The organism is Desulfosalsimonas sp. (genome assembly GCF_055149105.1).
Genome location: NZ_JBSRLA010000019.1, coordinates 1 through 19,104, shown reverse-complemented (window position 1 = coordinate 19,104; position 19,104 = coordinate 1). Strand labels below are relative to the sequence as shown.

General features: G+C 55.3%; 17 protein-coding genes. 6 read left to right on the top strand and 11 right to left on the bottom strand.

Translation table 11 applies throughout. The features are described 5' to 3' along the window. Positions 1 to 14 precede the first annotated feature (14 nt). From mraY to mraZ, 7 genes are read right to left on the bottom strand one after another with little or no spacing between them, the layout of a single operon-like run. A complete protein-coding gene (gene mraY, locus ACTCIA_RS06495) occupies positions 15 to 1,094 on the bottom strand; it encodes a phospho-N-acetylmuramoyl-pentapeptide-transferase (protein ID WP_463000991.1) in 1,080 nt (359 codons plus the stop codon). Positions 1,095 to 1,099: 5 nt separating this feature from the next. Then, the gene (locus tag ACTCIA_RS06490) at positions 1,100 to 2,533 is read right to left on the bottom strand and encodes a UDP-N-acetylmuramoyl-tripeptide--D-alanyl-D-alanine ligase (protein WP_463000990.1); all 1,434 of its coding nucleotides are present in this window, start codon (positions 2,531 to 2,533) and stop codon (positions 1,100 to 1,102) included. Next, positions 2,505 to 4,046, bottom strand: coding sequence for a UDP-N-acetylmuramoyl-L-alanyl-D-glutamate--2,6-diaminopimelate ligase (locus tag ACTCIA_RS06485; RefSeq protein ID WP_463000989.1), 1,542 nt, complete (start codon positions 4,044 to 4,046; stop codon positions 2,505 to 2,507). The genes ACTCIA_RS06490 and ACTCIA_RS06485 overlap by 29 nt, the downstream gene beginning before the upstream one ends. Then, a complete protein-coding gene (locus ACTCIA_RS06480) occupies positions 4,043 to 5,797 on the bottom strand; it encodes a peptidoglycan D,D-transpeptidase FtsI family protein (RefSeq protein ID WP_463000988.1) in 1,755 nt (584 codons plus the stop codon). The genes ACTCIA_RS06485 and ACTCIA_RS06480 overlap by 4 nt, the downstream gene beginning before the upstream one ends. Beyond that, a complete protein-coding gene (locus ACTCIA_RS06475; RefSeq protein ID WP_463000987.1) occupies positions 5,794 to 6,096 on the bottom strand; it encodes a hypothetical protein in 303 nt (100 codons plus the stop codon). The genes ACTCIA_RS06480 and ACTCIA_RS06475 overlap by 4 nt, the downstream gene beginning before the upstream one ends. A 34-nt stretch (positions 6,097 to 6,130) precedes the next feature. Then, a complete protein-coding gene (rsmH, locus tag ACTCIA_RS06470) occupies positions 6,131 to 7,072 on the bottom strand; it encodes a 16S rRNA (cytosine(1402)-N(4))-methyltransferase RsmH (protein WP_463000986.1) in 942 nt (313 codons plus the stop codon). A gap of 3 nt (positions 7,073 to 7,075) precedes the next feature. Then, complete coding sequence (mraZ, locus tag ACTCIA_RS06465; protein WP_463000985.1) at positions 7,076 to 7,534, bottom strand: division/cell wall cluster transcriptional repressor MraZ; 459 nt, start codon at positions 7,532 to 7,534, stop codon at positions 7,076 to 7,078. 299 nt (positions 7,535 to 7,833) lie between these two features. Here mraZ and ACTCIA_RS06460 point away from each other — a divergent pair, with 299 nt between their 5' ends. Both ACTCIA_RS06460 and ACTCIA_RS06455 read left to right on the top strand, forming a co-directional pair. Further along, complete coding sequence (locus ACTCIA_RS06460) at positions 7,834 to 8,463, top strand: cytidylate kinase-like family protein (RefSeq protein ID WP_463000984.1); 630 nt, start codon at positions 7,834 to 7,836, stop codon at positions 8,461 to 8,463. Between the two features lie 9 nt (positions 8,464 to 8,472). After that, the gene (locus tag ACTCIA_RS06455; protein ID WP_463000983.1) at positions 8,473 to 9,891 is read left to right on the top strand and encodes an NAD(P)/FAD-dependent oxidoreductase; all 1,419 of its coding nucleotides are present in this window, start codon (positions 8,473 to 8,475) and stop codon (positions 9,889 to 9,891) included. Between the two features lie 218 nt (positions 9,892 to 10,109). Here ACTCIA_RS06455 and ACTCIA_RS06450 read toward each other — a convergent pair whose 3' ends face one another. Next, positions 10,110 to 11,663 carry an MBL fold metallo-hydrolase RNA specificity domain-containing protein gene (locus ACTCIA_RS06450; RefSeq protein ID WP_463000982.1) on the bottom strand — a complete coding sequence of 518 codons (1,554 nt, stop codon included), beginning with the start codon at positions 11,661 to 11,663 and terminating at the stop codon, positions 10,110 to 10,112. A gap of 278 nt (positions 11,664 to 11,941) precedes the next feature. Here ACTCIA_RS06450 and ACTCIA_RS06445 point away from each other — a divergent pair, with 278 nt between their 5' ends. The 4 genes from ACTCIA_RS06445 (at position 11,942) to ACTCIA_RS06430 (ending at position 16,958) form a co-directional block, all read left to right on the top strand. Beyond that, a complete protein-coding gene (locus ACTCIA_RS06445; RefSeq protein WP_463000981.1) occupies positions 11,942 to 12,880 on the top strand; it encodes a hypothetical protein in 939 nt (312 codons plus the stop codon). Positions 12,881 to 13,655: 775 nt separating this feature from the next. Then, a complete protein-coding gene (locus tag ACTCIA_RS06440) occupies positions 13,656 to 15,296 on the top strand; it encodes a BCCT family transporter (protein ID WP_463000980.1) in 1,641 nt (546 codons plus the stop codon). Positions 15,297 to 15,325: 29 nt separating this feature from the next. After that, on the top strand, positions 15,326 to 16,273 hold the full coding sequence (locus ACTCIA_RS06435; RefSeq protein WP_463000979.1) for a glycine betaine ABC transporter substrate-binding protein: 948 nt from the start codon (positions 15,326 to 15,328) through the stop codon (positions 16,271 to 16,273). 7 nt (positions 16,274 to 16,280) lie between these two features. Next, on the top strand, positions 16,281 to 16,958 hold the full coding sequence (locus tag ACTCIA_RS06430; RefSeq protein WP_463000978.1) for a S1 family peptidase: 678 nt from the start codon (positions 16,281 to 16,283) through the stop codon (positions 16,956 to 16,958). Here the strand turns inward: ACTCIA_RS06430 and ACTCIA_RS06425 are convergent. From ACTCIA_RS06425 to ACTCIA_RS06415, 3 genes are all read right to left on the bottom strand, one after another. After that, positions 16,951 to 17,976, bottom strand: a complete 1,026-nt coding sequence (locus ACTCIA_RS06425) for a J domain-containing protein (RefSeq protein ID WP_463000977.1) — start codon at positions 17,974 to 17,976, stop codon at positions 16,951 to 16,953. The two genes, ACTCIA_RS06430 and ACTCIA_RS06425, sit on opposite strands and share 8 nt — an antisense overlap. Before the next feature lie 51 nt (positions 17,977 to 18,027). After that, entirely contained in the window at positions 18,028 to 18,618 is a 591-nt protein-coding gene (locus ACTCIA_RS06420; protein ID WP_463000976.1) for a hypothetical protein, read from the bottom strand. 253 nt (positions 18,619 to 18,871) lie between these two features. Then, positions 18,872 to 19,104: hypothetical protein (locus tag ACTCIA_RS06415; protein WP_463000975.1), on the bottom strand; the 233-nt coding region annotated here is incomplete at its 5' end.

Genomic DNA, 19,104 nt, shown 5'->3' with positions numbered 1-19,104 from the left:
TTTCCACCCGTGCGTTACCGCAGTTTCAATGTTGAAATGGCCACCAGGGCCAGCATGATGGCCAGAATCCAGAAGCGCACAATCACCTTGGACTCGGCCCACCCCTTGAGCTCGAAATGATGGTGCAGGGGCGCCATGCGAAAAATGCGTTTTCCGTTGGTGAGCTTGAAAAACCCCACCTGCAGGATCACCGACACAGCCTCGATGACAAACACCCCGCCCACAATGATCATCAAAATCTCCTGCTTGGTAATAATGGCCACGGTCCCCAGGGCCGCGCCCAAAGGCAGAGAGCCCACATCGCCCATAAAGATCTGGGCCGGATAGGCGTTAAACCACAAAAAGCCGAGGCCGGCCCCGGCCAGGGCCCCGCAAAAAATCGTAATTTCCCCGCACCCGGCCACATAATTGATCTGCAGGTATTCGGCGATGCGGATGTGGCCGGCAACATAGGCAAAGAGCATGTAAGTGCCCGCTGCAATAATCACCGGCCCGATGGCCAGGCCGTCGAGGCCGTCTGTGAGGTTGACCGCATTGGAGGTGCCGACGATGACAAGCACAGCAAACAAAACATAAAACAGCCCCAGATCCGGGGAAACGCCCTTGAAAAACGGAATCGTGATCTGGCTTGAAAACCCCGGGTGACTGTAAAGCAGCCAGCCGGCGGCCGCAGCCACGGCGATCTGGAATGAAAATTTCTGCCATGCCCGAAGTCCGCGGTTTCTTTTCTGGATCTGCTTGAGATAGTCATCCGTAAAACCGATCAGAAAATAGGCTGTGGTGACCATGAGCACCACCCATATATAATCATTTCGCCAGTCCACCCACAGAAGGGTGGAAAGCAGGGCCGCCGGCAGCACCAGCACCCCGCCCATGGTGGGGGTGCCGGCCTTGTCCTGGTGAGAGGCCGGGCCGAGCCGGCGGATGTACTGGCCGATCTGTTTTTCCTGCAGCAACCGGATCATCCAGGGACCGAACACAAAGCAGATTAAAAACGCTGTCAAACCGGCGTAAATGGTTCGGAACGTGATGTAACGAAACACGTTAAACGCCGAAACCTCGGTCTGAAGCGCATAAAAGAAATGATAAAGCATTGCGTTTACTCCCCTGTATCCGGTCCGGGCACCGGCTGCCGTGTAAGGTCACAGACGATTTCATCCATGCCGGTGCTCCGGGAGCCCTTTACCAGCACCCAGTCGCCTTCATTGAGATCCCGGGCCAGATCCCGGACAATGTCGTGCTTGGTGCCCACGAAAATGTCCCCGCCTTTCATTCCTCCCTGCCGGGCGCCGTGTGCCACCCGGGCGGCAAAATCACCAGAAAGATAAAGCCGGCTGATCCCGGCATCAGCAGCCATGCGGCCAATCTCTTCATGGTGCCGGGCTGCGTCATCACCCAGTTCCAGCATGTCCCCGGCCACCAGGATTGCCTGCTTGCCGCTGCCAAGCGCTGCAAGCGACCGGATGGCGTTTTCCATGGAACCCGGATTGGCGTTATAGGTATCGTCAATAATATTGGCTCCGGCCGGGGTGCGATGCACGACCATTCTTCCGGCAACCGGCCTGAATTCGGCCAGGCCCGCTGCAATCTGTTCGGCGTCAATGCCCAGTATCCAGCCCGCGACAGCAGCGGCCAGGGCATTTTTTACCATAAACCGCCAGGGAGCCGGCAGCTTGACCCAAGCCCGTTGCTCCGGAAATATGAGCTCAAAAGTCACGGCATCATCGGAGACCGCCACCTGTCGGGCCCTGACCCCGGCAAAGTCGGTGCAGCCGAAAAAAACCACCCGGCTCTGTGCCCGGGAGGCCAGCCATGCGCCATAGGCATCGTCGCTGTTTAGCACGGCAGTGCCCCCGGATCGGATATGGACGAGCAATTCCGCCTTGGCGGCGGCCACCCCTTCCACGCTTCCCAGCCCTTCCAGGTGAGCCGGTGCAATATTGGTGATCACCCCCACGTCCGGACGGCAAATCGCAGCCAGACGGTCGATTTCTCCGGGATGATTCATGCCCAGCTCCAGCACTGCCGCCTGGTGCTCTCTTTCGAGCCTGAGCAGGGTCAGGGGCATGCCGATTTCATTGTTGAGATTGCCGGCCGTGGAAAGCACTTTGTATTTCCTTGCCAGCACCGCAGCGATCAGTTCCTTTGTGGAGGTCTTTCCGTTGGAGCCGGTAACCGCAACCACGGATATCTGAGCCCTTTGTCGCTGGTATGCGGCCATGTCACCAAGTGCCCGGATGGTATCGTCCACGGCAATACAGGCCACCCCCTGCCTCTGCCAGTCCACCACAGGCAGGCTTTCCAGCCGGTCCCGACAGCAAATTATGCAGGACACCCCCGCATCCAAAACCTGTTGGAGAAAATCATGGCCGTCATGGCGCGGCCCCACAATGGCTGCAAAGATGTCATTGCCGGCAATATCGCGCGAATCAATGCTCACGCCGGAAAAATCAGTCCGATTGCCCGCACTTACAGCGTCTCCGGCAGTGGCGGCCGTTATGTCCTCAATGGTCCAGGGTATCAGCGACATCATCCATTTCCCATGCCAGCACCTGTTGGGCTTCCAGCCGGTCATCAAAAGCCACGGTCTGGTGCCCGATGATTTGATAGGTTTCATGTCCCTTGCCGGCGATCAGCACCGCATCTCCGGGATGCGAGGCCCGAATCCCCATCCGGATGGCTTTTTTCCGGTCCGGCTCGACTGTAAAACTGCCCGGCTCAAACTCCGGTCCCACCTGCAGGGGCGACAACTGCCTGGCGTCATGAATGCCCTTTACAATATCGGCAATAATGTCACCGGGCTCTTCTGTGCGCGGATTGTCGGATGTCACCACCGCCAGGTCGGCGTATCTGGCGGCGATTTCACCCATTTGGGGGCGCTTGCCCCGGTCCCGGTCTCCGCCGCATCCAAAAACGCAGATGATCCGGCCCGGAATGATTTCCCTTAAGGTCAGCAGAACATTTTTCAGCGCCGCCGGGGTGTGGGAGAAATCCACGAACACATACCGGTCCAGGGTATTGGGTATCCGTTCAAGTCGGCCGGGCACCATGGTGGATGTCTCAATTGCCTCGCAGATCGCCCGTGGAGCGATCCCCATGACTTCTGCGGCTGCAGCCGCACAAAGAATGTTTTCCAGGTTGAACTGACCGGCCAGGGGTGAGTGAAAGGGAAACGAGGCGCTTTGCAGATGCAGGCGGCCGTAGATGCCGTGCTGATCGAAACTCAACCCGGACGGATAAACCCGGCTGCCGTTTCCCAGCCCGGTCCGGATGCACCGCTTCTGGCCCAGGATATCGGCCAGTTCCCGGCCCTTTTTGTCATCCGTATTAATCACTGCCACGGATCCCGGCTCCAGGAGATAATGGGTAAAAAACGCCTTCTTGGCTTCCCAGTACGCTTCCATGCTTCCATGAAAATCCAGGTGATCCTGGGACAGGTTGGTGAAAATGCCCAGGGAAAACCGGCAACCGGCAACCCGCTGAAGAGCCACCCCGTGAGAGGAGACTTCCATGACCACGTGGGAAACCCCGGCAGCGGCCATGTTTGCCAGAATATGCTGCAGATCCGATGCCTCCGGCGTGGTCAGGCTGCTTTTAAAGCTCTTTCCTTCGTAATGATAGTTGATCGTCCCGATCATACCGGTGGGCAGGCCGCTTCGCCTGAGCATGTGCTCCAGGATCATCGCAGTGGTGGTCTTCCCGTTGGTTCCCGTTATGCCGATAAGGGTAAGCTTTTCAGACGGATGGTCGTAAAACCGGGCCGCAGCCTTTGCCAGGGCATTGCGGGCATCCTTGACCACAATCACGGGAATATCCAAATTCATGGATTTTCGGGCCATCACGGCGGCGGCCCCCCTGGCTGCCGCATCCGCGGCAAAATCATGCCCGTCACGGCTTTGGCCGGGCAAGGCAACAAAGAGATCACCCGGACTTACCCGGTCGGAACGATACTGAATGCCTGTTATTTCAACTTCCTGAATCTTTTGCCGCCGGTTATTGGCACCCTGCCCGGCATTGATGGCCGCCATGAGCGTTGAAAGCTTCATGCCCCCTCCTTTTCCGCCCTGGTATCATCCAATAATTCCCGGGCCGGGGCAATGTTCATGTAATTAAACGATTCCCGCACAATCTCGGCAAAGGCCGGGGCCGCCACCACACCGCCGTAATGACTCACCTTGGGGCCTTTGACCATCACCAGCACAGCCAGCTCCGGAGACCCGGCCGGGGCGAAACCCACAAAAATGGCGTTGTAATCGCAGTCTTCATACGTGCCGTCTGAATTTAAAATCTGGGCGGTTCCGGTCTTGCCGCATACCCGAAACCCCCGGGGAGAAGCCTGAGATCCGGTGCCGTCGGTTTCAGTAACCGATTGCATCATGTCTTTCACCTCACGGGCCGTGGTTTCCGTGACCACCCTGCGTCTGACCTCGGGCTCGAAACTTTTCACAACCCGGCCGTTGGCATCAGTGATGGCCTTGACCATGCGCGGTTTCATCAACACCCCTTGGTTGGCAATGGCTGATACGGCTGAAAGCAGCTGAACAGCAGACACGGAAAGGCCCTGGCCAAATGCGATGGTGGCATGATCCACGGGACGCCAGTTCCGGTAATGCCGGAGCCGGCCTTCTGTCTCCCCGGGGCAGTCAATGCCGGTTTTTTCACCAAACCCAAAATCAGAAAGCGTGTTATAAAGGTTTTCCGCCCCGATGCGCTCGGCGATTTTCACGGCCCCGATATTGCTGGAATATTTGATCACCTCCGCCAGGGTCAGGTCCCCGCTGGGATGGAGATCGTGAAAGGTATGCCCCCCTACGGCATAACTGCCGTCCTCGCAGTCCACCCGGGTCCCGGGGGAGCACCGGCCGGATTCAAGGGCGGCTGCGGCCAGAAATACCTTCAGGGTGGAGCCGGGCTCGAATGCATCGGTTATGGCGCGGTTGCGCCAGGTTTGTCTGGGGAACCGGGTAAAGGCATTGGGGTTAAAAACCGGGTAATGGGCCATGGCACGCACCGCTCCTGTCCGGGGATCCATAACCATGGCCATGCCGGAATCGCCGTTGAACTTGAGAACGGTTTTTTTCAGGGCCTCTTCTGTGATGTACTGGATATTGCGGTCAATGGTGAGCACAAGGTTATTGCCGGGCCCCTGCCCGGATTTTGCCTCGGATTGCTGGAAAATCCGTCCCAGTGCATCCCGGATAAAAGTCGACTCCCGCACAGCACCGCTTAGCTGCCGGTCATAGTAGTATTCCAGGCCTTCGAGCCCGTTGCCGTCCACACCGACAAACCCGAGGATTTGCGCCCCAAGGGTCTTGTTGGGATAAACACGGGAATAATTGTCAAACAAGGCCAGGCTGTTGCTGAACTGATTTTTGAGATCTCGTGCCCGCTCGGGTGCCGCATCCCGCCGGATCCATACAAAGGGCCGGTCCGTGTTTAGCCGGCCGGCCACTTTCGCGGCATCCATACCCAGGTGCCGGGCGATTTCAGAGGCGGCTTTTTTCGGGTTTCCGATCCTGGCCGGATGTGCGCCGATGGATACCACGCGGGTACTGGCCGCCAGTTCCCGCATGTTGACGTCATAAATGGTGCCCCGCTTTTCCCGAAATTCGGCGGAACTGCTATACTCCCCGGAAGCCCGGCTTTTTAACCGGCTGTCTTCAATTACCTGCAGATAAACCGCCTTGCCGGCAATGGTCAGGTAACAGGCCGCAAGCACCAGGCCCGCCATCATGATGCGGCGGTTTCTGCCGGGTGGCTGGTTTGATTTTTTTTCTTTTTGGCGGCTTTTTTTCATGGCACCCTGACAATCTGTTCCGGTTTGGGGGTGATCATTCCCAACTCTGTCCTTGCCCTGGCCCCAAGGACCTGGGGGGACTTCAAGTGAACCAGCTCGATTTGCAGTTTCCTGCGGGTTTCCATTAATTCTTCCTGCTGCCGGCCGGCTTCCACGATTTCATAACCGGTTCGCCGGCACTGCACCGCGCACCAGGTATCAAAAAAAACTTCAGCCAACAGCACCAGCATCAGCAAAATGCCGGCAAGAAGCGTGCGGCCGGTGAGCAGCGGTGATTTGACTTTTCGGTTTCCGGACATCGCCTGCCCCGTGCCTAAAAGATTTTCCCCAGGGTTATGGCAGCTTTTCCGCCGCCCGCAGCCGGGCGGAACGCGCCATTGGGTTTTCTTTGATTTCGCTTTCTCCGGGTTTCCCCACTTTCCTTGTCAAAACCCGCAAAACCGGTTTTTCTTCGCATACACAAACCGGAAAATCCCGGGGACATGTGCATCCCCGGCTGTATTTGGCAAACCGCTGCTTGACCATCCGGTCCTCCAGGGAATGAAAGGCGATCACGCATATGCGCCCCCCGGGTTTTAAGCACTCCACAGCACGGTCAAGAAAGGTATCAAGGACTTCAAGCTCCCGGTTAACGGCGATGCGAAGGGCCATAAACACCTTGGTGGCCGGATCAATTTTTCTGCGGGCGGCATCTTTTTGCGGAATCGCCCCGCGCACGATATCGGCAAGCTGCCCGGTGGTTTCAATTGCCCTGCTTCTGCGGTTTTCAACGACTCTGCGCGCAATGCGACCCGCCCATTTCTCTTCTCCCAGATCCTTGAAAATCCGGGCCAGCTCCCCGGAATCCAGGGTATTGACCATGTCGGCCGCGCTTTGCCCGGTCTGTGGATTCATCCGCATATCCAGGGCCTCGTCCCTGCGAAAGGAAAAACCCCTGCCCGGAGCCTCGATCTGATCAAAAGACAGGCCCAGGTCCACGAGAATCGCATCCACTGCTTCGATTTCGAGATCAAAGAGGATATGAGGCAGGTTGACAAAATTGTCATGAATCAGATGAACATTTGCCGCCCAGGGAGCCAGCATCTGTTCTGCACGGTCAACCGCACCGGCATCCTGATCGATGCCGATGAGCAGACCATCCGGAAGGATTCTTTCCACAATGGCCATGGCATGCCCGGCACCGCCCAGCGTGCAGTCGACAACGCATTTGCCCGGTTCACAATTGAGATACCCGAGCGCCTGATCGCGCATAACAGAGACATGTCGAGTGGCCATGGTTTAAAGCCCTAGTCTGGCAATTTCGTTTGAGACCTCCTCATCTTTCATATCCTCTTCGTGAAGTTTGCGTTTCTCATCGTTCCAGTTTTCAAGTGACCAGATTTCAAAATGATCGAGAACGCCGACCAGCACGATATCTTTTTCAAGACTGGCATAATCACGCAATGACTGGGGAATCAGAATCCGGCCCTGCCGGTCCATGGGACATTCGGCCGATTCGCCGATGAAAATCCGCCTGAAACGCCGCATGGCCGGGCTCTTTTCGGCCATCTGCAGAATTTTTTCCTCAACCGTTTCCCAGCTCTGATAGGGGTAGGCCACCAGGCCCTTTTCGTCGAGACCGGGGCCGGATAAAACCAACCCATTGCCGCCATTGTTCCGGACCAGCTCCCGGAAACGCGCCGGAATATTGACCCGGCCCTTGGCATCAATGGTGTGATATGAGCTTCCCCGGAACATAAACCCCCTTTAATCCACTTTGCACCACTTTTAACCAAAATCTACATGAAACTGTGCCTTTGTCAAGGAAAAAAGAAAAATAGTTTGGAAATTTTATTTGTAATTTCAAGTGGTAACACAAATAAAGTTCTGGTGGTGAAAAGTGGGTTTTAGTTCCCTGCCCGGTTTATCGTGGACATCCGGAGGAAAAAATGCAAAAAATTCCATGGGTGGACCCTGACACTTGACGAATCCAACAAGGGCACCTAATATAAAGTTATTATTGTTGACAGCTTTACCCAAAACCCAAGGAGACAAAAATGGCAGTGATCACCATCACCAGCGAATACAATGCCGGCGGGCAGCGTGTGGCCACAGACCTTGCAAAGAAACTCGATTTCCAGTTCGTGGGCGATCAACTGGTGGCCGATGTGGCCAAAGAACTCAACATGTCCAAACACGAGGCTGAAACCTTTCTCAAAGCCGGCGGCTCCTCGATTCTGCGCTACCTGGACCGCTACACCTGCTCCATTGTCCAGAAGGTGGTCGACAGGGAGCACGGCTGCTTGGACGATGCCACCTATTATAACAAGACCCGGGAACTGGTGGAAAACATCTACAAAAATGAAAACGCCGTGATTCTGGGCTGGGGCGCCCAGTGCATCCTCCAGAAAAAGCCGGAAACCTTTCACGTGCTGCTCAAAAAAAATCCTGAGAAAAAAATCGAGGATGTAATGGAAAAGCGCAAATGCAGCCGAAAGGACGCAGAGCGGCTTATTTCAAACGATGAGGAAGAAAAAAAGGCCTATATCAAAAAATACTTCCAGGCAGACTGGCATGATCCTTCCCTTTATAATATGATCATCGACATGGAGAATTACACAGCCGACCAGGCCGTGGACCTTATCGCAGAAAAAGCCGAAGGACAGATCACCCCGGTGCAGAAATAACAGATCGGAATGCCAACGGATACCAACATGTATGATGTGGTCATCGTGGGCGGGGGGCCTGCGGGCCTGTTTGCCGCCCATTACCTGGCCGCCCACACCGATCTCAACGTGCTGCTCATAGAAAAGGGAAAGCCCCCGCAAAGCCGGAAATGCCCTTTAACCGAAACCCGGGTGTGCGCCCAATGCCAGCCGTGTGATGTATTGTGCGGCATCGGCGGGGCCGGCCTGTTTTCAGACGGCAAACTCAACTTTATTCCAAAACTCGGCAAAACCGACCTGACCACTTTCCTGCCCCCGGACCAGGCCCAGGCGTTAATCGATGAAACCGAAGCCATCTTCAACGCCTACGCAATGACCGGGCCGGTGTTTCCCACCAATGCCGCTCAGGCCAAAGACATCCGCAAACAGGCATTAAAACAGGGTATTGACCTTTTGCTCATCCGGCAAAAGCATTTGGGAAGCGACCGGCTGCCCGGGTATATCGGGCAGATCCAGGCGGACCTGGAAAAAAAAATCCGCATCCGCACCCGGGAGCCCGTCATTGACGTAATCCCCGAAACCCCGGGGCGAACCCGTGTGGTCACGGAGAAAGGCAGCTACACGGCCCGGTTTGTGATACTGGCCCCGGGAAGGGCCGGGGCGGACTGGATGGCCGGGCTGGCCGGCAAGTTCGGCCTGCACATGCATCAGCGGGGCATTGAGGTGGGCGTGCGCGTGGAAGTGCACAGGGAGATCATGGCGGATTTGTGCGATGTGATCTATGATCCCACTTTTTTTATCCAGACCGCCAAATACGATGATGAAACCCGGACCTTTTGCACCAACAGCGGCGGCTTTGTCACCCAGGAAACTTACAGGGATTTTGTGTGCGTCAACGGCCATGCCTTCATGGACCGCAAATCCGAAAACACCAATTTCGCGTTTCTCTCCAAGGTGGTGCTGACCGATCCGGTCACAGACAACCAGGCCTACGGCGAATCCATCGGCCGGCTGGCCACCCTGATCGGCGGGGGGCGCCCGCTGCTGCAGCGGATGGGCGATTTAAAGCGGGGCCGGCGCAGCACCTGGGCGCGCATTGAAAAAAGCGGGATCAGGCCCACCCTGAAAACCGTGGTCTGCGGCGACATTGCCATGGCGCTTCCCGAGCGGATACTGGCCAATATCATGGAAGGGCTTGAAAAGCTCAATAGCGTGGTGCCCGGTGTGGCAAATGATGAAACCCTGCTCTACGCCCCGGAAATCAAGTTCTTTGCCACCCAGGTGGCCACCAGCAATGTGCTGGAAACCGCCATTGAGGGACTGTTTGTGGCCGGAGACGGCCCGGGTGTGGCCGGCAATATCGTATCTGCGGCCGCCACCGGCCTGATCCCGGCCAAAGAGATCGTCCGGCGGCAGACCGGGAACGGGCATGAAAACAACGCTTTTTAAGACATAAATGTGTTGCTCCGGATCCCTTGGTGTGAAACTTTGCACACAGTCGGCCATGATGCCGGTCCGGGGGTGGTTTGCGAGTCGCATTGAGCGCGCAAGCGGTCAGCAGGGAGCAAACCGCCACCGGGCCGGCATCATGCGAAAATTATAGAAGCAAGCACGAACAGCAACTTTTTTGAAGTTGGAAGTCAGTTTTCAGAAGGCACCGTAAAAGATTACCGCCTTATGCGCAGGCCTTCGCCGGCCCGGGGCAAAAACACCTTGTAGCCCTCTTTCTTCAGGGTTTGGGCAAATCCGTCCATCTGTTCCGGCTCGCCGTGAACCAGGGCGATGCGCCGGACCCGAAGGTTGGATTCTTTTAAAAACCGCAGCATTTCATTTTTATCCCCATGGGCGGAAAACCCGTCCAGGCTCACCACCCGCGCCCTGAGCGGGTACTCCTTGTTCATAAAGCGCATCACGGGCGCCTCGCCCCTGCGGCCGCTTTGCTCGTATTCCAGCCCCTTTTCCTTCAGCCTTCGGCCCAGGGTGTGGGCGGCCATATAGCCCACGATCAGAATGGTGTTTTTTTCGCTGTGAATCTTGTAGCGCAGATGATGCAGAATCCGGCCGCCTTCACACATGCCCGAGGCTGACAGGACAATATGGGGCCTGTCTTCGCGCATCAGGGCCATGGATTCCTCCACGGATTCGGTAAAATGCAGGTGATCGAACAGGAAAGGGTTTTTCCCTTCGGTTAAAAAATCCGAATGGGTCTGCCTGTCATAGACCTCGGGGTGCTCCCCGTAGACGCGGGTGATGCGTGTGGCAAGGGGAGAGTCCACGTAAATGGGCACCTTTGGCACCTCGTTGTTGTCATAAAGCTCATGGATGGCATAGAGCAGTTCCTGGGTCCGGCCGAAGGCAAAAGCCGGAATCAGCAGCGTTCCCCCGCGCTCCACGGTTTCGGTGATGATCTGCTTTAAATGCGGGGTCATGTCCGCCACCGGCTCATGGCTCCGGTCGCCGTAGGTGCTTTCCATGAGCATCAGGTCAATATCGCGGTCCTGTTCATCAAACTGCAGCTGGGGATCACGGATGATCGGCTTGTCAAACCGCCCGATATCGCCGGTATAGCAGATATTGTAATAACGGCCCCGCTCCTTTGCCCGGATAATGGTCACGGCAGAGCCCAGGATATGACCGGCCTCGTAGAACACGCATTCCATGTCCCTGGCCGCGGTCACGCGGTGGTTGTAAGGCTGGCCGGCAAAATGGGTCAGGGCCTGTTCGGCGTCAGCCGAGGTATAAAGGGGTTCCACCCGGGCCAGCCCGTAGCGGTCCATATAACGGGAGACGGCGTCATCATCTGTGCGGCCGTTTTTCTTGAGCATTTTCTTGATTTCATTCTGATCCCGGTCCGTGAGATCCGTCAGCGCCCCGCGCACCCGCTTGTAGTTGAGATAGGCGGCATCGGATTCCTGTATATGGGCACTGTCGGGCAGCAGGTAGTGGCAGGCGTCCGCCGTGGCGCGGGTGGTCAGCACGTTTCCGGAAAACCCCTTTTTCACCAGCAGGGGAATCCGGCCCGAATGATCAATATGGGCGTGGGACAGCACCACGTTTGCAATGATGGCCGGATCAAAGGGCATCACCCGGTTTTTCTCATCGGCTTCAGCCCGCCTGCCCTGAAACATGCCGCAGTCGAGCAGAATCCGGTCCTTTTCGGTTTCCAGCATGTGCATGGAACCGGTCACCTCGCGCGCCGCACCATAAAATCGAATCTGCATGAAATCTCCTTTCATTGGGTAAAGGTCACTTTTGATTCCTACCAGGAACACCGCACAAATTCAACATACAGGAAGGAAGCCCGAGTTTTTAAAATTCCAGCCAATGCCCCGGTCCGATCGCCGAAAGCACGCCGCAGACAAACAAACCACACCCGCCCCGACACATGCGAAAACCGTTCCGGATTGGGGTTTACCCGGCCGGGCAAAAATGATATTTAATATAGTTTAGAGGAGTTATTCTGGTTTCAAAAAATTGACAAACCCGACAGGTGACGCATATGAGCATGGAATTTGAAGGACCTGAGAAAAAACTGGAAATCATTTTAAAGACCCCGGACCCGGAACTGCGAAACAACGCAGACGGCCGGTGGAACAAGGTGGTGGCCGCCTGCGATGCGGAAATCGTCAGCGTGATTTCCGGGCCGGACATGGACGCCTATCTGCTTTCCGAATCCAGCCTGTTTGTCTGGGCCGACCGGGTGCTGATGATTACCTGCGGCAAAACCACCCTGGTAAAGGCGGTTCCGGAACTGGTACGGGCAATTGACAAAGACCGCATCGCATTTTTCTTCTATGAGCGCAAAAACCTGATGTACCCCCAGTACCAGCCCGCGGACTTTGAATCAGACGTGGCCGTGCTCACCGATTTTTTCAAAGGCAAGAGCTACAGGCTGGGCCCGGCCAACCACGATCACGTGCACATTTTTTACGCCTCCGCCCCGGACCCGGCTGCCGTGGCAGAAGACGACGAGGACGAAACCCTGGAGCTGCTCATGCACGACCTGGACCCGGACGTGCTAAAAGCCTTTATACCGAAGCCCGGGGAAACCGCCGCAGACATCGAGTCGCGCACCGGCATTGACCGGCTCTATCCGGACATGGAAAACGACCACTTCGTATTTGAGCCCTACGGCTATTCCATGAACCGCATTTCCGGCCAGCACTATGCCACCATCCATGTCACGCCCGAAGAATCCGGCTCTTATGCCAGCTTTGAAACCAACGTGGCAGAGGCCGGTTACAGGGAAAAAATCGAGCAGATCATGGCGGTTTTCAAACCCGGCCGATTTACCCTGGTGTTTACCGAAGCCATATCCGACCGGGATCCCGGCGAGGGCAAACTGCCGAAAAAAATCGCCGGCTACCGCCGCTCTGAAAAAAGCCTGTATGAGTTTGACAGCGGATATGCGGTCTTATTTTCCAATTTCCAAAGGTGATGGCGCCGTAAAAAGTCCAATATCTGCGTTATGCGCGATTCCTCAGAATTTCACGTACGGATAAGTACGCTGCATTCTTCGAAATCGCGCAAGCCTTGATCTTGGACTTTTTACGGTGCCATCTAAAAACTTCTAAATAACTTCGTTCAAGGTTCAAGGTTCAAGGTTCAAGGCTCAAAAAAATAAAATCAAAGATTTTAAGCATGCGGTAAAAAGTTATTTGCAGTGTTCGGGCGGCAGCCCGGGTGAAACACTTCTAAATAACTTCGTTCAAGGTTCAAGGTTCAAAAAGATAAAACCAAAGGTTTTAAGCATGGGGCAAAAAGTTATTTGCAGTGTTCGGTCCTGGGCTGCGGCCCTGGGGAAACACTTCCAAGGAAGTCCAAGAGCGGGGTTTCAGTTTTTGAAGCGACATTGAGCGTTTACGGAAAAATTCAGCCAATGCCGGAGCTAAAAAATTTCAAACTGTCTGAGGCCGACAGGCCGAGTTTTTGAAATTTTAAGCGAAGGCATTTGATGAATCCGTAAACGGTCAGGAGCGAAAAAACTAAAACCCCGGCCGCAGGGCTTCCTTCCTGTAAAAACAGCGGACGCGGTAAAAAGCTTTTTACGAAACCACAAAGGTAAAACCAGGCAAATTCGAACGTGGTGAAAACTCAAGGACCGAAGTTTCACCTCGCGCGCATTTGCCATACTTACAAATCCCGGTTATAATATTGCCCATGATTTTCTTTGCCCATATTCCTTTTCACCTCAAACAAACAGAGGACGGGGTATGACAGACAAACCAGAACAAAAGGAAACCCAGACCGACACTGAGACCGAAGAAGGCTGGTTTCATCTGGATATCCATCCCCAGGTTTTTTTAATCTCAGCGGGCCTGGTTATCTTTTTCGTGGTGGCCACCATCGTTTTCCAGCAGTCCCTGGAAAGCGTCTTTGCACAAATGCAGACAAGCATATCCAAGTATGCCGGCTGGTTTTTCATCTGGACGGTGAACATCGTGCTGATTTTCATCCTTGTGCTGCTGGCCGGGCGTTTCGGCGATATCCGGCTGGGCGGTCCGGACGCCAGGCCGGAATTTTCCACCATGGGGTGGTTTGCCATGCTGTTTTCCGCGGGAATGGGCATCGGCCTGCTGTTTTACGGAGTGGCCGAGCCCATGTTCCACTACGCAGCCAACCCCCTGACCGAACCGGGCACCACCGAATCCGTGCGAAAGGCCATGGATATCACGTTTCTGCACTGGGGCCTGCATCCCTGGGCCATCTACTCCCTGGTGGGCCTGTCGCTGGCCTTTTTCTCCTTTAACAAAGGGCTGCCCCTGTCGATCCGCACGGCATTCTATCCGCTTCTGGGAGAACGCATATACGGCTGGCCGGGCAATATCATCGACATTCTGGCCACTGTTGCCACCCTGTTTGGCGTGGCCACATCCCTGGGCCTTGGCGTGCAGCAGGTCAACGCCGGCCTGGACTACCTGCTGGGCATCGGCCAGTCGGCCAACATCCAGGTTATGCTGATTGCCGGCATCACCGGCGTGGCCACATGGTCGGTGGTCAAGGGGCTGGACAAGGGAATCCGCCGGTTAAGCGAGATCAACATTGCCTTTGCAGGCCTGCTGGCCCTGTTTGTGCTCCTTGTGGGCCCCACCCTGTTTATCATGGATGCCCTGCTGGAAAACATCGGTTATTACATCCAGCACCTGCCTCAGCTCAGCACCTGGAACGAAACCTATGAGCAGACCGAGTGGCAGCAGGGCTGGACCATCTTTTACTGGTCCTGGTGGATCGCCTGGTCACCCTTTGTGGGCATGTTTATCGCCCGGGTTTCCCACGGCCGCACCATCCGGCAGTTCATCCTGGGTGTTTTGCTGGTGCCCACTTTCATCACGTTTTTATGGATCACCATTTTCGGCAATACGGCCCTGTTTATTGAAATGTTTGGCGCCGGCGGCATTTCCAAAGTTGTTCAGGACAACATTCCGGTCTCCATGTTTGTGATGCTGGAAAATTTTCCCCTGAGCATCGTCACATCGGCCCTGTCCATTGTCGTGATCATCACTTTTTTTGTCACCTCTTCGGACTCTGGATCCATGGTCATCGACATTATCACTTCCGGGGGCAATCCCAACCCGCCGGTGCTCTCCAGGCTGTTCTGGGCCATTATGGAAGGTGTGGTGGCGTCAGCCCTGCTCCTGGGCGGCGGCCTGGTGGCCCTGCAGACGGCCACCATTACCACGGGCCTGCCCTTTGCCGTAGTGCTCCTGGGAATGTGCGTTGCCCTGTACAAGGGGCTTTCCGATTATACCGCGCCACAGGAATTTGTCCTGGGCAAGCAGGAAGCCGGAAAGGAATTTAAAATCAAAACCCGACCGCCGCTGGACAAAACCTTTGGCAGGCGGCGGCTGTGGTAAATACCGGCTGAAAAAGGGGGGAAACCATCATGAAACAAATTCCGAGCGCCGTCCGGTTAATCCTGTGCCTGGCCGCGGTGGCCATATGCCTGGCTGTCGTTTCCGGCGCACAGGCGCAAACCCAAAACAAAACCCTCCGACTGGCCCATACGGACTGGTCATCATCGGTTGCTTCAGCCAACCTGATCAAAGCCGTGCTCGAGGAAAAACTGGGCATTTCCTGCAAACTCATGCCCATGGATGCAGAAAAAATGTGGCAGTCCGTGGCAGAAGGCCGCGCCGATGCCATGGCTTCGGCCTGGCTGCCCGACACCCATTCCATGTATTACAGCCAGTACAAGGACCAGGTAAAGGATCTGGGACCAAACCTGAAAGGCACCAAAATCGGCCTGGTGATCCCAAACATCACCCTGGGCCGGCTCACCGCCGGCACCGGGATCCGCAACAAGCCCTACATCCCAATTGATTCCATCACCGAACTAAAGCAGCATGCAGATAAGTTCAACCGCCGCATCATCGGAATCGAGCCAGAGGCCGGGATCACGCACAAAGCCCGTGAAGCCATGGAGGTTTACGGACTCAAAGAATTCCGCCTCCAGGAAGGCAGCGAGGTAGCCATGATGGCTGAACTGTCCCATGCGGTTCAGCACCAGAAATGGATTGTATTTACGGGCTGGCTGCCCCACTGGAGCTTTGCGCGGTGGAACCTGAAGTTTCTCGATGACCCGGAAAACGTTTTCGGCGGTGCCGGATCCATCCACACCATGGTGCGAAAAGACCTGAAAAAAGACATGCCCAAAGTGTACCAGGTGCTGGACCGGTTCTTCTGGACCCCTGAACAGGAGGGTCAGCTCATGCTCTGGATCCGGGAAGACAACGGCCTGTTTCCCTTTGAAAAGGCCATGCGCTGGATGCGCACCCATCCCGAAGAAGTCGCTGACTGGATCAAACAGGAAAGAAAGCCCCACAGGAGGTAGACCGGAAATGCTTCAGGATATATATTTTCAGTACAAAAACGCCTGCATGATGCTGTTTCGCAGGGAAGGCGAGCAGGTGGTGTTCCGGGGATCGGCCTTTCTGGTGCACCCGGACGGCTACCTGCTGACTGCAGCCCATTTGATAACCGGCAGATTTGAGCTCATGGTGGTACCCATGCAGGAAGCCACGGGCTTTTCTCAGGCCCATATTGAGACCGTGGTGCCCATGGGCGTGGAAATCCGGCAAATCGACCGGAAAAGGGATCTGGCCCTGCTCAAATTTTCCCAGGAAATCGACATTGCCATGCCCGATCACATCATGGGCACCCCCGAGGAAGTGCCCGTGGGCAACATGGTGGCCAGCATGGGTTTTCCATTTGGCTTTTACGGCATCTACAACCAGGTGATCAAGCAGGCGGTCATCTCGGCCAAAATCCTGTCAGGCAATGAAACCCGGCTTTTTTTGTTTGACTCCCTGGTCCATGACGGCCACCGGGGCGGACCCCTGATCAACCTGTCTGACGGCCGGATCATCGGGGTCATCGGCGGGCGTTTCTCACCCCAGGAACTGATGCCCGATCACCTCAAAAACGCTGAGACCCCTATTAAAAGCGATATTTCCTATGCCGTTTCAACAGATCATGCAACGGCGCTCATGGAGGCTGAATCCATTGAGATTATCTGACGCCGGAGCGCAGCCGGGCCAGCAGGGTTTCAAAGGCGCGGTTTAGCCGGATAAAGCCTTCATGGTCCCCGCCGTGGTCCGGATGATGGCGGCGGGCCATGCGCCTGTACTGGCGGGTGAGGGTTTTGATTGTATAACCGGAAAAATCATGCGCTGAAATGCCCATCACCGCAACCGCTTCATCTTTTTCCATGCGGTTTTTGGCCGGCGGGGGCTGAAATGTCCGGCGCCGGTCCATCCACTCCCGGATCCATTCTTCCAGGTAAGCGCCCTGGGAAAACTCGTTGTCAAAAAACCAGCACACGTACCGGATCAGATACTCGTTTAATCCGTCGCTGCAGGCCAGATCCGCCCAGAAGGCCGCATCCGCGTTCAACCGGCAGACCGCTTCGATAAAGCATGCATCCACCTGCTCCCGGGGAAGGGTTTCGGGATACCTGTGCGGCAGCCGCCCGGGAAAGGCGTCTGCCACATTGAAAATCACGTAAGGATAGATTTTCTTTTCCCGGGCGGTGAGGATGTTTTCTTTTTCCATGAAATACTGCTCGATCTCATCTCTGGACTTGTCCAGCAGATCGCGGTAGATCTTGGCTGGCGCGGCCCGGATATGGGTCTGATCCATTGCGGCAAACCGCAGATAATGCATCCGGCGGCGGTCAAATATGTGAAAATCTCCTTTTTCCGCCTGATTCACGCTTCGGCGCACCTCCTGCCTGGCCCCGGCTGTCAGGTGATCATGGGAGAAGGCCTGGATGACCCGCTGGGTTTCCGGGTCCAGAAACGGGAAAAACACCCGCTCCAGCTCGTTGTTGTCCGGATCCACACCCAGTTCAAGAAGCCGGTCGCACAAATCCTCGTGCACGTAAAAAGCGCACCCGTCATCCGGGTAGACCAGGTAGTCTGCCGGATTGCCGCCCAGGTCAAAAAGATGCCGGCTTTTGAGCGCGCCCCGGCGCCCAACGCTCTGGCGCAGGAAATAACGGGTGCCGCTTCGGGTCCTTTTCTTTGCAATGTACATAACTGTAAAAATGCATCCGGCTGACAGATTTTGCAACGCCCGGAAAGCCGATCAGGCTTCGGCCGGTTTGTTGTAGGCCAGAAGGGTTTTGCCGCTGCTTTCGGTCTCCGTAAACAAGCCGGCCTTGACCAGGGTGTCGACCACCTCGTTTAAAGTGCCCACATCCACGTCTTCGGTGGACATGCCGGAAAGAATGCCGATTACCTCCTGGCGGCTGCGGGCCTTGCCGTCGCCAAACTCCTTGCGGATGGTATCCTGAAGCCGGCCGGCCTCAACGTCCTGCTTATAACCGCCATTTTCAGCATATGGGTATACGATCTGCCTGGCCAGCCTGCGCTGTTCCCGCGCCCTGGACTTTCTGCGGATCTGCATGCCGCGGAACAAAAACGCCGCGAAAAATATCAGAAACATGGCCCCGAACGCCTCGATCATGATGATAAAAGGCTGATGTTCATAGGCCGTTGCCATCAGGGCGGCGGCAGACCCCAGCAGACAGGCGGAAATGGCCAGAAAAAACGCCGCCCAGAAAAAGGCGTGATCCGATTCCCGGATGGCCGATACCGGCAGCAGAATCACGCCCCGTTCCGCGGGTGCCAGCAGGTCCTCGGCCTGACGGATGTCAACAGACTTCTTGTTTGACATTGCTGTCCTCCTTGCAAAAACGCGTTTGTGCTTTTTATATGGATGATTTGAAAAACCATGCTATCTTACAAGAATATCCGTATTCATCCAATGTTATTTTTTTGTTCAATGTTCAAGGTTCAAGGTTCAAGGTTGATGAGCCTGTAAAAAGTCTTTTTTTACAGGCAGTGTTAAGTTTTAAGTGATTAAGTGTTAAGTAAAATCAAGAAGTTATTTTTTTATTGGTTGGCGGTTATATCCGTTTAAGGACTTTTTACGATTCCATCAAGGTTGGAAGTTCAGGGTTCAGGGTTGGATAACCACTGAAACATTTTTTCTTTTTATTTGAACCTTGAACCTTGAACCTTGAACCTTGAACATTGAACCTTGAACCTTGAACCTTGAACATTGAACATTGAACCTTGAACATTGAACCTTGAACATTGAACCTTGAACATTGAACCTTGAACATTGAACCTTGAACATTGAACCTTGAACATTGAACCT